Here is a 13,547-nt window from a genome sequence, read left to right as displayed (position 1 = left end):
GGTAATCAAGGACGATCGAAGAATGACCGAGCCGGCCGGATCAAATCGCCGTCATCGCTCGGCGCAGCGGTCGGCCTTTTGACACGCGGTGCGGGGCTCGCCGATCGAGGCTGCTGCAGGGCGGCGGTGATGTGGCGTTCGTTCTCTGCCCGCCGAGCGGGCACCTGCCGCAAACGATGCGAAAAAATGCGACGAAGTCGCCCGGCATCCGCATTGCCCACCCGTTCCTGGACATCCGAGGTTGAGCGTTCCGTCCGTTTCTCATTCGGTGACGCCGGTCGGGGGAATCGTGCATGTCGGACGCGCAGACAGTCGAGCTCGCCGCCGTCACGAAGCGCTATGACGGCGCGCTGGCGGTGGACGCTATCAGCTTGAAGATCAAGGCGGGAAGCTATTGCTGTCTGCTCGGCCCGTCCGGCTGCGGCAAATCCTCCACGCTGCGGATGATCGCGGGGCACGAGGACGTCACGGACGGCCACATCATGATCGGGCCGCGGGTCGTCAACGACGATCCGCCGGCCGCGCGCGGGACCGCGATGATGTTCCAGAGCTACGCGCTCTTCCCGCATCTGAGCGTGGCCGAGAATGTCGCGTTCTCGCTCCGCATGAAGGGTGTGGCGCGCGCGGAGCGGCTGGACCGCGCGGAGCGGATGCTCGACCTCGTGTCGATGACGGAGTTCTCGGATCGCAAGCCGACCCAGCTCTCCGGCGGGCAGCAGCAGCGCGTGGCGCTCGCCCGTGCATTGATGACCGAGCCGTCGGTGCTGCTCCTCGACGAACCGCTCTCGGCGCTCGACCCGTTCCTGCGCGTGCGGATGCGCTCGGAGCTCCGCCGTATCCAGGCGGAGATGGGGCTCACCTTCATCCACGTCACCCACAGCCAGGAGGAAGCCATGGCGCTCGCCGATCTGGTGGTGGTGATGAACGACGGCCGGATCGCCCAGGCCGCGTCGCCGCGCGAGATCTACAACGCGCCGCGAACGCCCTTCGTCGCGCGCTTCATCGGCGGGCACAACATTCTCGACGACGGGGGGCGCACGATCGCCCTGCGCGCGGACGACGTCGCGATCCTGCCGCCGGGCGAGGCGGCGGCGCGGCGGCGCGCCCGCGTCAGCGAGATCGAGTATCGCGGCCCCGACGTGCGGGTCGGGCTCGAGACCGAGGCGGGCGAGACGCTGAACGCGGTGATGCGGGAGCGAGCCTTCTTCGACAGCCCACTCGCGCCGGGCGCGGATGTGGCCATCGGCTGGCGACCGGAGGCCGCCCACGAATTGTCGCGGGACGCCTGACCGCCCGCGACCGTCAAAAGATAATATAAAAGCCAACAGGAGATCGATGATGACAGACTGGACCAAGACGAGCCGCCGCTCCGTCCTGCGCGGGGCCGCGGCGCTGGCCGGCACGGCGGCGTTTCCCGCGCCCTTCGTCCACGCTCAGGAGCGAGTGACGCTGCGCTACCTGTCCACGGCGGTGAACCAGTCGCCGGCCATCGCGGAGAAGGCGTCCGAGGATCTGGGCATCGACATCGAATACATCGCGGTCAACACCGACGAGGTGCCGCGCCGGGTGATCACGCAGCCGAACTCCTTCGATCTCGTGGATTCCGAATACTTCTCGCTGCCGAACCTCGTGCCGTCGGGCAACATGAAGGGCATGGACGCCAGCCGGATCGACCGTGTCGGCGACCTGGCGAGCGTTATCGCGAACGGCACGGTGGACGGCGAGAAGGTCGGCTGGGACGGCACCGCGCCGCACGAGGTCCTCTACCTCGAGGGGCAGGAGGCCACGTCCTTCGCCTCCGAGCCGACCGAATGGATCACGCTGATCCCCACGACCTACAACGCGGACACGCTGGGCATCCGCCCCGACCTGATCGACAGGGAGATCACCTCCTGGGCGTCGCTGCTCGACCCCGACTTCGCCGGCCGCGCGTCGATCCTTAATATCCCCTCCATCGGCATCATGGACGCGGCGATGGCGCTCGAGGCGCGGGGCGATCTGACCTACGGCGACAAGGGCAACATGACGCGCGAGGAGATCGACGCCACCATCGCCGCGCTGATCGAGGCCAAGCGCGCCGGCCAGTTCCGCGCCTTCTGGTCCAACTTCCAGGAATCGGTGAACCTGATGGCGTCGGGCGAGGTGGTGATCCAGTCGATGTGGTCCCCCGCCGTCACCGCCGTGCGCACGCAGGGCGTGCCCTGCATCTACCAGCCGCTGCAGGAGGGCTACCGCGCCTGGGCATCGGGCTTCGGCCTGCCCCGCACGATCGAGGGCCGCAAGGAGGACGCGGCCTACGAGTTCATCAACTGGTTCCTGTCCGGCTGGGCCGGGGCGCATCTGTCGAAGCAGGGCTACTACCCTGCCGTGCTCGGCACCGCGAAGGAGTTCATGGAACCCTACGAATGGGCCTACTGGTACGAGGGCGCGGCGGCCGAGCAGGACATTCTCGCTCCCGACGGCCGGCTTCTGGAAGAAGCGGGCGCGGTCCGCGACGGCGGTTCCTACGAGGAGCGCATGGGCGCCGTCGCCTGCTGGAACGCGGTCATGGACGAGAACCAGCACATGGTCCGCAAGTGGAACGAGTTCATCGCGGCGTGACCGACGCGACGGATACCAATGCGGGGGTCCGGCCGGTCCGGGCCTCCGCAGGCCGGCGTGGCTCGGGCCGCGCCGGCACCGCGCTCGCGCCCTACCTGCAGGCGGCGCCGATGGCGCTCGTCTTTCTCGTCTTCTTCGTCCTGCCGCTGGCGGCGACCATCGTGGTCAGCTTCTGGCAATACACGCAGTATTCCATCGAACCGGCCTTCACGGCGCAGAATTACGGCGACGTCTTCTACGGCTGCCTCGCCGACCTGCCGCGCCTCTGCACGACGTTCCTGACCTACCTGTCAACGCTGAAGTTCTGCCTCATCGTCTGGGTGACCACGCTGACGATCGGCTTCACCGTCGCGTATTTCCTCGCCTTCCACGTCCATACCTTGAAGATCCAGGTGATCTGCTTCCTGCTCTGCACGATCCCGTTCTGGACCTCGATCGTGATCCGGATGATTTCCTGGATTCCGCTCCTCGGGCGCAACGGGCTGGTCAACCAGACGCTGGTGGGGATGGGCGTGATCGACACGCCGCTGGAGGAGCTTCTCTACTCCGACTTCGCCGTGATCCTGGCGCTGACGCATCTCTACACGCTCTTCATGGTGGTGCCGATCTTCAACTCGCTGATGCGCATCGACCGCTCGCTGATCGAGGCGGCGCGCGATGCCGGGGCCGGCGGTCCGCAGACCCTCCTCCACGTGATCCTGCCGCTGGCGCGGCCGGGCATCCTGATCGGGTCGATCTTCGTGGTCACGGTCGTGATGGGCGACTTCCTGACCATCGGCATCATGGGGGGGCAGCAGATCGCCTCGGTCGGCAAGGTCATCCAGACGCAGATGCAGTTCCTGCAATTCCCGCTCGCCGCGGCGAACGCGGTGATCCTGCTGGCGGCGGTGCTGGTCGGGGTCTGGGCGCTCCTGAAGCTCGTCGACATCCGCAAGGAGCTCTGACCCGATGTCCGCGCGCCGCCCCCGATCCTTCTACGTCCTCGCCTTCCTCTTCGTGCTGTTCCTGCTGTTTCTCTACGGGCCGATGATCTCGATCCTCGTCCTGTCGTTCCAGGGGCCGGAAGGCGGCCTCGTCTTTCCGATGGTCGGGGTCTCGACGCACTGGTTCGAGCGGCTCTGGGCTGGCGGTGGACAGGTCGAGATCGGCGCGGCGCTCCGCCGGTCCTTCGCGCTGGCCCTGGTGGTGATGGTACTGACGGTCACGATCTCGGTCCTCGCGGGGCTCGCCTTCCGACGGCGGTTCCGGGGGGCGACGGTGCTCCTCTACGTCGCCATCGCCAGCCTGATCGTGCCGTCCATCGTCGTGTCGCTCGGCATCGCCCTCGAGTTCCGCCTGCTCGACGACGCGATCAAGGCGGTGGGCGCGGTGGCGGGGATCGAATGGGTGCAGACCGGGTTCGTCTCGGCGCTGGGGCCGTTCACCTCCGGCCTCGGCGCGCATCTGACCTGGACGTTGCCGTTCGGGCTCTTGATCATGTTCGCTGTCTTCAACCGGTTCGACCCCGCCTACGAGGAAGCGGCGCGCGACCTCGGCGCGACGCCGTGGCAGACCTTCCGGCACGTGACCCTGCCGATGATCGCGCCCTTCCTGATCGGCGTCGCGGTCTTCGGCTTCACTCTGAGCTGGGACGAGCTGGCGCGGTCGAGCCAGGTCATGGGCGCGCAGAACACCCTGCCGATGCAGCTCGCCGCCAAGACGACCACGGTGACGGACCCGGAGATCTACGCGCTCGGCACCGCGACGACCGGCGGGTCGGTCCTGCTCCTCCTCGTCGCGTTCACCCTCATCAGCCTGATGCAGCCGCGCCGGAAGCGGGGTTGATGCGGATCCACGTGGTCAACCCGAATGCCAGCGAGGCCATGACGCGGGGAATCGCGGTTGCCGCCGCCGGGGCCGCGCCCCCCGGCGTCGAGGTCAGGACCACGGGCGCGGCCGGCGGGCCGCTCTCGATCGAGGGGCCGGTCGATGGCGCGCTGGCGGTGCCTTGGATGCTGCAACGGATCGAGGAGGCGGAGCGGGACGGCGTGGACGGTCACGTCATTGCCTGTTTCGACGATACGGGCCTCGACGCCGCACGCTGCCTCGCCCGCGCGCCGGTGGTCGGCATCGGCGAGGCGGCGATGCATTGCGCGACGCTGATCGCCGACCGGTTCGCCATCGTGACGTCCGTTCCCGAGGCGCTGCCGGTCTTGCGCGCCAACCTCGTCCGCTACGGTCTCGCGTCGCGCTGCGCGGGACTGCGCGCGGCGGGCGTGCCGGTCCTCGACATCGACGCGGGCACGCCCGAGGCGCTGGCCGCGATCCGACGCGAGACGCGCGCTGCGCTCGAGGACGGGGCCGACGCCATCGTGCTCGGCTGCGCGGGGATGAGCGCGCTGGCCGCCTCGCTGTCGGAGGAGTTCGACTGCCCGGTAGTGGAGGGCATCTCCGCGGGTCTGTCGCTCGCTGCCGCGCTGGCCGGAGCGGGGCTGCGCACGTCGAAACGCGGGAGCTACGCGGCGCCACGGGCGAAAGCGCGATGAGGGAACCGGCGATCCGGACGATGACGCGCGCCGATCTCGACCTCGCGTTGAGCTGGGCCGAAGCCGAGGGCTGGAACCCCGGGCTTGCGGATGCTGCCGCCTTCCTGACTGCTGACCCCGAGGGATTCCTAGTGGCCGACATCGGCGGCGAACCGGCGGCGAGCCTGTCCATCGTCCGCTTCGGCGACGCGACCGCGTTCCTCGGGCTCTACATCTGCAGGCCCGAGCATCGCGGCCAAGGCATCGGCCACGCGCTCTGGCGGACGGGAATGGAGCGTCTCGCGCCGCGCAGCACCGGGCTCGACGGCGTGCCGGCGCAGCTGCCGAATTACGTCCGCGCCGGGTTCGTGGTGTCGCATCCGAATTATCGGTTCACCGGCTCCCTCACCCCCGCGGGCGGCGACGCGACGGAGCCGCTGACTCCGGACCGTCTGGACGCCGCGCTCGACCTCGACCGGTCGGTGACGGGCTACGACCGGACCGCCTTCATGCGCGACTGGCTTCGCGGGGATACGGACCGCACCACCCGCATCTTCGTGCGCGACGGCCGGATCGCCGCGCTCGGCGTGCTGCGTCCCTGCGTCACGGGCTACAAGGTCGGCCCGTTCCTCGCCGAAGACCGCGCGGGCGCCGAGGCGATGCTCGACGGTCTGGCTCACGTCGCGAATGACGCGTCAGTCAGCGTCGACATGCCCGCACCCAATGCGGCAGCGACGGCGATGGCCGCAGCCCGGGGCTGGACCGCGAGCTTCGAGACCGCCCGGATGTGGCGCGGTCCCGCGCCGGCGCAGGACCTCGCGCGCACCTTCGGCGTGGCGACGCTGGAACTGGGCTGAGGAGGGCTCAATGGACGACGAATCCGTGGCGCAGGCGAAGCGCATCGTGACGCAGTATCTCGACCGCTCGATGGCCCGTGACGTCGACGGGGCCCGGGAATGTCTCGCACCCGACTGCGAGATCGTGTTCACCGGCGGGCGGACGATGCCGGGCCCCGAAGGACCGCCGGCCTTCAACGCCAGACGCTACGCCTGGGTTCGCAAGCGCATTCTGCGGACCGATGCGGTCTGGAACGCCGAGCTCGGCGCCGTCCACGTCTGGAACACGGGGCATCTTTACGGCGCATGGCCCGACGGCGAAGAATTCGACGGCAATCGCTACGTCGACTTCTTCGCGGTGCGCGACGGCCTGATCATCCGCACCGAGGTCTGGAACGACAGCGCCGAGATCCTGCTCGCCCGCGCCGGGCTCGCGGAAGCCCCGCTGTGACGCTGCCGCATCACCAGCGCTTCGACTACGTGCCGATCACGCGCCGTCCCGACTTCTCCTGGCCCGGCGGCCAACGGCTCGCGGTCTATTTCGGCATCAACCTGGAGCACTTCGCGTTCGGCGAGGGACTGGGTGCGAAGCTGGCGCCCGCGGGAACGGAGCCGGATGTCCTGAACTACGCCTGGCGCGACTACGGCAATCGCGTCGGGGCGTGGCGGTTGCTCGCTCTGTTCGATGAACTCGATCTGCCGGCGACGGTCCTCGCCAACGCAGCGATGTACGATCACGCGCCGGAGCTTCTGGCCGCGTACCGCGCCCGGGGCGACGAGATCGTGGGCCACGGGCGGACGAACAGCGAGCGTCAGGACGGCATGGATGCGTTGACGGAGCGGGCGATGATTGCAGAGGTCACGCGGACCCTGACCGAGTTCGAGGGCGTTCCACCGGCGGGCTGGCTCAGCCCCTGGATCGCGGAGAGCCGCGTGACGCCCGACCTGCTCGCCGAGGCCGGTTACCGCTACACGCTGAACTGGTGCATGGACGACCAGCCGATCTGGATGCGAACGGAGGCCGGGCCGCTCCTGTCCATCCCGTATCCGCAGGAGGTGAACGACATTCCCGCGATCGTCGCGCGGACCGACACGGCGCGGGACTTCGCCGACATGATGATCGACGATTTCGAGGAACGGCTGGCGCAGTCTCGGCATCAGTCCATCGTCATGGGCGTGGCGTTGCATCCCTACATCGTCGGGCAACCCTATCGCCTGCGCCACCTGCGACGGGCTCTGAAGCATATCGCGGCGGCGAGGCGCGACATATGGCTCACCCGCGCCGGTGAGATCAGCGACCTTTGCCACGGGGACTTGCGGGATCGCATTGTCTGACGTCGTGCCGTGGCCGTCAGGCTCAATCTCCCCGAGGGAAGCCGGATGCCGTCGGCGCGTTCATTCGGGTCTGCTTCTTGCCCGAGGTGCAGCAGATGCGGGGTATGGGATCGCAACGGTGGTTATGCATGCGGAATCCCGTCCACTTCGCAGCGCGCGCCTCAAGGTGTTTCGGCCCGGCCGCACGGCGGCAAGCACCTTGCACGGCCGGATCTTTTGCCGGTGTCACGAGATCCGGTAGCCCGGCACCGACAAGGCTCGGTAAGCCCTGCCGAAGCGCCGGGCGTCAGTCGGTCCCGCGTACCGCCAGGGGCGTCTCCGGGTCCGGGCGAACGATGCGTTGCACCGCCCAGACCGCGACGGCGCCGCCGATTCCGATCAGGTCGGTCAAGAGTCCGCCCTCGATCATGAAGAGAGCGAATATGCCGAGCGCGGTACGGAGCCACCAGACGATGCGCCCGCCGACGAACCAGCCCTGCACCGCGGCCGAGAGCAGGTAGACGCCGACCACCGCGGTAAGGACCGCGCGACCGATCTCCGGCCAGGTCCCGTCCATAAGAAGCGCCGAATTGTAGAAGAACATGAACGGAACGACGAAGGCCGTGATCCCGATCTTGAACGACGCCATCGACGTGGCCATCGGATTGGCGCCCGATATGCCCGCGGCGGCGTAGCTCGCCAGCGCGACGGGAGGCGTGATCGCGCTGACGACGGCGAAGTAGAAGACGAAGAAATGCGCCGTGAGCGGCTGGATGCCGAGGCTGGTCAGGCCCGGCGCGACGACGCTCGCCGCGACCGCATAGGCGGCCGTCGTGGGCATTCCCATCCCGAGCATGATCGCGATGCACATCGCGAAGAACAGCGCCAGCAGTTCCGACGCCCCGGCGATGCCAAGAAGCAGCGAGGAGAACCGCGCCCCGACCCCGGTGAGCGCGATCACCCCCACGATGATGCCGGCGCAGGCGCAGACCGCGATGATCTGGATCGACATGATGCCAGCGAGCTCGAAGGCACGGCCGATCTCGCGCGGGCCCATGCGGTAGGGCGTCAGCCAGGAGACGACGGCGGCCGACAGCGTCGCGAGCGTGCCCGCCCGGATCACCGAATAGCCCATGAACAGCGCCACGATCAGGATGATGATCGGCAGGAACAGATAGACCTGACGCACCATCTTGCGGAACTTCGGCAGTTCGTCCTCGCGCATGCCGCGCATGCCGAGTTTGGCGGCCTCGAAGTCCACCATGAAGTAGATCGACACGAAGTACAGGATCGCCGGGATGATCGCGGCGATCGCGATCTCGGTATAGGGAATGCCGGTGATTTCGGCCATGATGAACGCGCCGGCGCCCATGATCGGCGGCATGATCTGTCCGCCGGTGGAGGCGGCGGCCTCGACGGCGCCCGCGGTCGTGGGCTTGTAGCCGACCTTTTTCATCAGCGGGATCGTGAGCGAGCCGGTCGCCACGACGTTACCCGCGGAGGTGCCGTTGATCATGCCCATCAGACCGGATGCGAAGATCGCGACCTTGGCGGGTCCGCCCCGGGAGCGCCCGGCGGCGGCGAAGGCGAAGTTGACGAAATAGTCGCCGACCTTGGAGGCCGACAGGAACGCCGCGAAGATGATGAAGAGGATGATGTAGGTCGAGGACACGGCCGTCGTCGGCCCGAGAATGCCCGCATCGGTGTAGACCTGGCTGAAGAACCGCTCCCACGCGATCGGGGGCGAGTTCAGGAAGCCCGGCAGGAACTGCCCGGTGAAGACGTAGAGCAGGAAGATGCCCGAGATGATGACGAGCGCGAGGCCTGCGACCCGCCGCGTGAGCTCCAGGATCAGCGCGACGCCCGCGACGGCGGCCAGCGAGATGCCGATCGGCGCGAACGGCGTACCGGTCGAGTTGCGCATCAGCGTGCCGTAGATCGCGATCAGGTAGACCGCCACCGATACGGCGCAGATGCCCAGCACGATGTCGGGGGCGGCGATGCTGCTTCGCAGATGTCCGTGCAGCCAGCTCAGGACGATGCCGCCCGCGGTGGCCAGGAGGAGGGGCACGCCGAACCACCAGATTTCGCGGCCCCGGATGCCGGGGTCCATGCCGTTCCACATCGCGCCGTTCGCGATTTCGACCGAAAAGGACAGCGCCGTGCCCAGCGAGACGAGACCCAGTGCGGCGAAGGCCCAGGATGGCCAGTCGAGCCCGCGCGTCGCCTTGCGGGGATCCTCGGCGAACGCGCGACCCGCGAAGAGCGCGAAGCCCAGCAGCAATGCGCCGGCGACGTGGACGATGCGGAAGTTCCAGGTCTCCATCGGGAAGGTCGGGAGCAGTGGCAGCTCGATCCCCGTCCACCGCGCGATCGATAGACCGTTGAGCGCGGCCATGTGGAACGCGGCGTAGAGCCCCGCGAACCAGGCCATCAGGGTCAGGTGCCAGCCGGTGTAGTCGCGGCGATTGGCCTCGATCGGCTCGTCGTCGACGCCCTCGGCGATCACCCCGCCGCCTTCGGCAAGCCCTCCCGCATCGAGCTTGGGCTTCTCTTCGACGCCCTCGTCCCGAATTCCCGCCATGTTGTCCCCCCCGCGGATCGGTTTTTTGTACCGATTGCGCAACCTTCTGCCGTGTTCCGCGACCGTTCTCAACAGAAATGACCGCATCTCGATCGAGATGCGGTCACGGGGATACTCAGTCCCGGTCGGTTCGGACCGGGACCGCGCCGGGCATCACTGCGCGCTGTAGATCATGTCCTCGGGGATCTCGGCGCCCGCGTTCTCCTGGAACCAGCGAGCGGCCCCGGGATGCCATTGCAGGACCGTGTTCTTGTTCCAGTTCTCCGGCACCGTTTCCGCGGCCGACCCGTGGATGTTCACCATCCGCGCGTTGTCCGACATCACGATGTCGGTGGCGGCATAGACGAAGTCCTCGGGCAGGTCGCAGTTCGCGATGGCGAAGTTCCACATCGCGACCGACTGCATGTCCTCTTCAAGCGTCGAGTAGGTATCGGCCGGGATCGTGAACTCGGAGACAGGGAACTCCTCGATGACCTGCGCCTGTTCCTCGTCGGAAAAGTCGATGAAGTTGATGTCGGTCTGCACCTCGGCCTGGCTGATTGCCGGCGTCGGAATGCCGACAGCGAACGCCACCGCGTCCAGCAGTCCGTCCTGAAGCTGGCCGCCCAGGTCGTCCCAGCTGCCGTTCCGCCGCTCGAAGTCGACGCCGAGCGCCTCGAGCATCGCCGGGAAGTACGTGTCGGAGGTCGAGCCGGCAGGTCCGAAGCCGATGCGCGCCCCGGCCGGAATCGATTCGACCGAGGTGATGTTCGACCCAGTCAGCGCTGCCATCGAGAACGGCGTCTGGTACATCGGGAACATGGCACAGGCCTGCGTCATCTGGAGGCCGGGGGCGATCGGGTTCGTGCCTTCGAGCGACTCGCGCGCCGGGCCCATCGTCGTCATTCCGAACGCCGCGTCGCCGGTATGGACGAGCGCCATGTTCTGCATCGGCCCGCCGGTGACCTCGCCACCGCCGGAGATCCCGAGCTCCTCGCCGACGAGGTTCGCCCAGCCGGAGCCATAGACGAAGAACGTGCCGCCCTGCGATGCGGTGCCGACGGTGAAGCTGTCGGGCCAGCCCGTGCGGTCGAGGTCGGCGTAATTCCCGTCCTGCGCAATCGCGGTGGTGGCCATCAGCGCCGCGGTGGCGGCAAGCGTTGCAATGGTTCTCATCATTATCCTCCCAATCGGCGCATGTTGTTTGGCCGGCCTGCGCCTCACCTTTGTCGCCACATGACTTTATGACCAAGGTGAGGCGATAAGGCTAGACGGGACTGACGGTTTGACGCGTTCGGCGACACCGATGCGCCAAGATCCAACGCGACGGCATGAAGGTCAGGCTGGATATGGCGCCCGCGAAACGTCGAGCAGGCAATCCGCTCGGTTTGTCCCCCCTCGCGTAGAGGAAGGTCGAGCATATCATGGGCTGGATCGAGAAGCTTTATGGACGCTTACGTGTTCTTATCTTCATCCCGTTCGCTATGCGCGGTTGCGATCGGATCGCGGAACGCGGGCGTGTCCTCGCCATCTCCCGTGCTTGCCTCCAAGTTCGGCTTCGATCCGATGACCGGATTTTCGATGGCCGCGTCCTTCGGTCGCGCGTCGTCGGAAATTGCAGGATCGGTTCCTGCGGCCACACCGGGCGAACGCCGCGCATCATCCGGCTTGTCGGAGGGCAAGGGGCTCGCTGCAGTGGCAAGACCCGTCGTTCGCGGCTCGTCTCTCGGATCTGTAGCACCTGTTCTGTCAGATCCGAGGCCCGAGGACGACGGGGTCGCGTTCGAGGCCGGCGCGTAATCGTCGCGGCCGTATCCACGGTCATCCGGGACCCGCCGACCGATCCGCCTCGGGCCCGGATTGCGGTTCGATCCCAATGCCAGCCAGGCGACGCCGATCCCGATCAGGACGAGTGGAATCGGGTTGGCTTGGGCATTGCGCGCCAACTTGTCGATATGCCGACGTCCGTCGCCTTGAAGGTAAGCGATCCCCTGCTCCACGAGCGCATTGGGGCTCAGCCTGGCTTCGAGGTTGTCGATGGATCCGGCAAGGTTCGCGCGGGCGGCTTCGACGTCGCGTTCGGCTTCGCGGGCGGACTTCTGATCGTGATTGCTGTCAGCCATTGTCTGGCTCCTTTATCGAGTACGGATGGCAGGTGAAATCGGGGTGGCTCAAACCTGATCGCGCGCCATTTCCCCGTCTTTCCTGACCTGCCGGATCGTCCGGTCGGGGACCAGGTTCCCGGGATCGAGCTTGCTCAGCCCGTTGCGTAGAAGAAGGGCCCCGACGATGGCGAACACCACACCGACGAGCAGCGCGGCGAGCCCTTCATAGGTCGGCAGGGTCCGCGCCGCATCCAGAGCCGCCTCGACGTTCTGGTTCACGGCCGTGACCATCTGGACTTGACCCTCGTCGAGACCTTCGAGCGCGACAACCTCCCTTGCCGCAGTGGGGTCGTCGCCGAACAGGCCCACGAGCAGACGCGCGATACCGCTGACCAGGGCGGATAGCAGGACCCCCAGCGAAACCATCAGAAGCACGGTGCCCGCGATGAGTTCGCCGATCGCGGCTTTGAGCTGTGACGCCTTCTCGGACATCTCGGCCTTCGCGAGCTGTATCTCCTGCTGGACCAGGTTCGAGCCGTGCCGCACGACATCACTCGCAAGTCCGCCGGCCGAGCGGGATGCTCGCGCGGAATTAGCAGGATGGTTGGGGTCGGTTGGACTTGTCATGGATCAACTCCCGGAACGAGGACGGACATTCTGACGAGGCGGGCACACCTCGCTGACACACGTTTGTTATAGACCGTCAACGAAGCGCCGAATGGTCGGTTCCAATTCGTACTGGGCACAGGCAAGGGCTTTGTTGCACGAAGGCTGCCCGGAATTCACATTGCGCCTCCAGCAGCATAGCTGGACGGCATGTCCAAGCCTGTTCCGAACCGCTACCGCACTCTGAACTGGTCTACTTGCAACGCCTCGCTACGTGAGCGCGGATCTTGGACGGTCTGGTTTGACCCGTCGACGCCTTGGCACGCTGCACCATCGGGCAAGCGCGGCGGGCAGCCAGTCTACAGTGACGCCGCGATCCAAGCCTGTCTGACCACTGCCCAGCAGGGCATCACGCGGTGATGTCCCGAGAGGGATCAAGGTCTTGTTCAGCCCGCCGCTGCGCCAAACGACAGGCTTCGTAGCAAGCCTTCTCGAGCTGGCGGGGCTCGACTGGCCGGTGCCCTTCGTCGGGCGATCCTTCCACTGGAAGGCTCGCTGATCCTCCTCAGTCTCGGCGCTGTGTCGGCGGCAAAAGATGCTGGCCGTGCAACTGCCCTACCGCGGCAGCGGCGGCCCGTTGCACCTGATGATCCCCTCTCGGGACATTGCTGCGCAATGCCCTGCCGGGCAGTGGACAGGACCGGTATCAAGGTGCGCGGTGAGGGCGAATGGCACGCTCGCAAACATGGTGGGGCGCGCAGGCGGGTTTCGGTGTTTGTCAAAGGAGTTGTCGCCTGTCCTTGTTTTCAGGCTGCTCGCTCGGCAGGGCCGGCCATGGGGCCGCCGCCGCCAGCTTCTGGGGTAAGCGCATCGGCGGCCCCATGACCTTCGCTCCCTAATTCAGGTCGCTCCGGATTGAGCCAGACGGAGCCGATCGGCGACCAGCGGCGCGTATTTTCTGACCACCGCTCGGGGCGGGCAGCACGGGCGCGTTGATACACCTGATGGCGGTTGGCGA

The 13,547-nt window shown here is 67.2% G+C and carries 13 protein-coding genes and 1 pseudogene; 9 read left to right on the top strand and 5 right to left on the bottom strand.

Annotation, left to right across the window (positions count from 1 at the left end; genetic code table 11):
• Nucleotides 1-293: 293 nt before the first annotated feature.
• The 8 genes from Q1A87_RS12605 to Q1A87_RS12570 are packed head-to-tail and all read left to right on the top strand — an operon-like array spanning nucleotide 294 to nucleotide 7,276.
• A complete protein-coding gene (locus Q1A87_RS12605; protein ID WP_299651857.1) occupies nucleotides 294-1,289 on the top strand; it encodes an ABC transporter ATP-binding protein in 996 nt (331 codons plus the stop codon).
• Nucleotides 1,290-1,338: 49 nt separating this feature from the next.
• The gene (locus Q1A87_RS12600) at nucleotides 1,339-2,601 is read left to right on the top strand and encodes an extracellular solute-binding protein (RefSeq protein ID WP_299651855.1); all 1,263 of its coding nucleotides are present in this window, start codon (nucleotides 1,339-1,341) and stop codon (nucleotides 2,599-2,601) included.
• Entirely contained in the window at nucleotides 2,598-3,545 is a 948-nt protein-coding gene (locus Q1A87_RS12595; protein WP_299651853.1) for an ABC transporter permease, read from the top strand. The genes Q1A87_RS12600 and Q1A87_RS12595 overlap by 4 nt, the downstream gene beginning before the upstream one ends.
• A gap of 4 nt (nucleotides 3,546-3,549) precedes the next feature.
• Nucleotides 3,550-4,425 (top strand): ABC transporter permease, encoded by an 876-nt coding sequence (locus tag Q1A87_RS12590; RefSeq protein WP_299651851.1) that lies wholly within the window; start codon nucleotides 3,550-3,552, stop codon nucleotides 4,423-4,425.
• Entirely contained in the window at nucleotides 4,425-5,126 is a 702-nt protein-coding gene (locus Q1A87_RS12585) for an aspartate/glutamate racemase family protein (RefSeq protein WP_299651849.1), read from the top strand. Before Q1A87_RS12590 ends, Q1A87_RS12585 begins: the two co-directional genes overlap by 1 nt.
• Complete coding sequence (locus Q1A87_RS12580; RefSeq protein WP_299651847.1) at nucleotides 5,123-5,962, top strand: GNAT family N-acetyltransferase; 840 nt, start codon at nucleotides 5,123-5,125, stop codon at nucleotides 5,960-5,962. The genes Q1A87_RS12585 and Q1A87_RS12580 overlap by 4 nt, the downstream gene beginning before the upstream one ends.
• 10 nt (nucleotides 5,963-5,972) lie before the next feature.
• On the top strand, nucleotides 5,973-6,392 hold the full coding sequence (locus tag Q1A87_RS12575) for a nuclear transport factor 2 family protein (RefSeq protein WP_299651845.1): 420 nt from the start codon (nucleotides 5,973-5,975) through the stop codon (nucleotides 6,390-6,392).
• Nucleotides 6,389-7,276, top strand: a complete 888-nt coding sequence (locus Q1A87_RS12570; protein WP_299651843.1) for a polysaccharide deacetylase family protein — start codon at nucleotides 6,389-6,391, stop codon at nucleotides 7,274-7,276. The genes Q1A87_RS12575 and Q1A87_RS12570 overlap by 4 nt, the downstream gene beginning before the upstream one ends.
• A 286-nt stretch (nucleotides 7,277-7,562) precedes the next feature.
• Here Q1A87_RS12570 and Q1A87_RS12565 read toward each other — a convergent pair whose 3' ends face one another.
• From Q1A87_RS12565 to Q1A87_RS12550, 4 genes are all read right to left on the bottom strand, one after another.
• Entirely contained in the window at nucleotides 7,563-9,839 is a 2,277-nt protein-coding gene (locus Q1A87_RS12565) for a TRAP transporter permease (RefSeq protein WP_299651841.1), read from the bottom strand.
• Between the two features lie 153 nt (nucleotides 9,840-9,992).
• Complete coding sequence (locus Q1A87_RS12560; RefSeq protein ID WP_299651839.1) at nucleotides 9,993-10,994, bottom strand: TAXI family TRAP transporter solute-binding subunit; 1,002 nt, start codon at nucleotides 10,992-10,994, stop codon at nucleotides 9,993-9,995.
• 278 nt (nucleotides 10,995-11,272) lie between these two features.
• Nucleotides 11,273-11,941 (bottom strand): DUF3618 domain-containing protein, encoded by a 669-nt coding sequence (locus tag Q1A87_RS12555; RefSeq protein ID WP_299651837.1) that lies wholly within the window; start codon nucleotides 11,939-11,941, stop codon nucleotides 11,273-11,275.
• Between the two features lie 48 nt (nucleotides 11,942-11,989).
• Nucleotides 11,990-12,550: a phage holin family protein gene (locus Q1A87_RS12550; protein ID WP_299651835.1), complete on the bottom strand. Its 561-nt coding sequence runs from the start codon at nucleotides 12,548-12,550 to the stop codon at nucleotides 11,990-11,992.
• A gap of 189 nt (nucleotides 12,551-12,739) precedes the next feature.
• Here Q1A87_RS12550 and Q1A87_RS12545 point away from each other — a divergent pair.
• Nucleotides 12,740-13,297: pseudogene (locus Q1A87_RS12545) on the top strand (transposase); the annotation flags it as partial.
• Nucleotides 13,298-13,335: 38 nt separating this feature from the next.
• Here Q1A87_RS12545 and Q1A87_RS12540 read toward each other — a convergent pair.
• On the bottom strand, nucleotides 13,336-13,547 hold a 212-nt coding region (locus Q1A87_RS12540; protein ID WP_299651833.1), incomplete at its 5' end, for a hypothetical protein.

Origin of the sequence: uncultured Jannaschia sp. (assembly GCF_947494055.1) — a bacterium.
Classification (GTDB): Bacteria; Pseudomonadota; Alphaproteobacteria; order Rhodobacterales; family Rhodobacteraceae; genus Jannaschia.
Note: the sequence above shows the minus strand (reverse complement) of the source record. Positions and strands in the feature narration are given on the sequence as shown.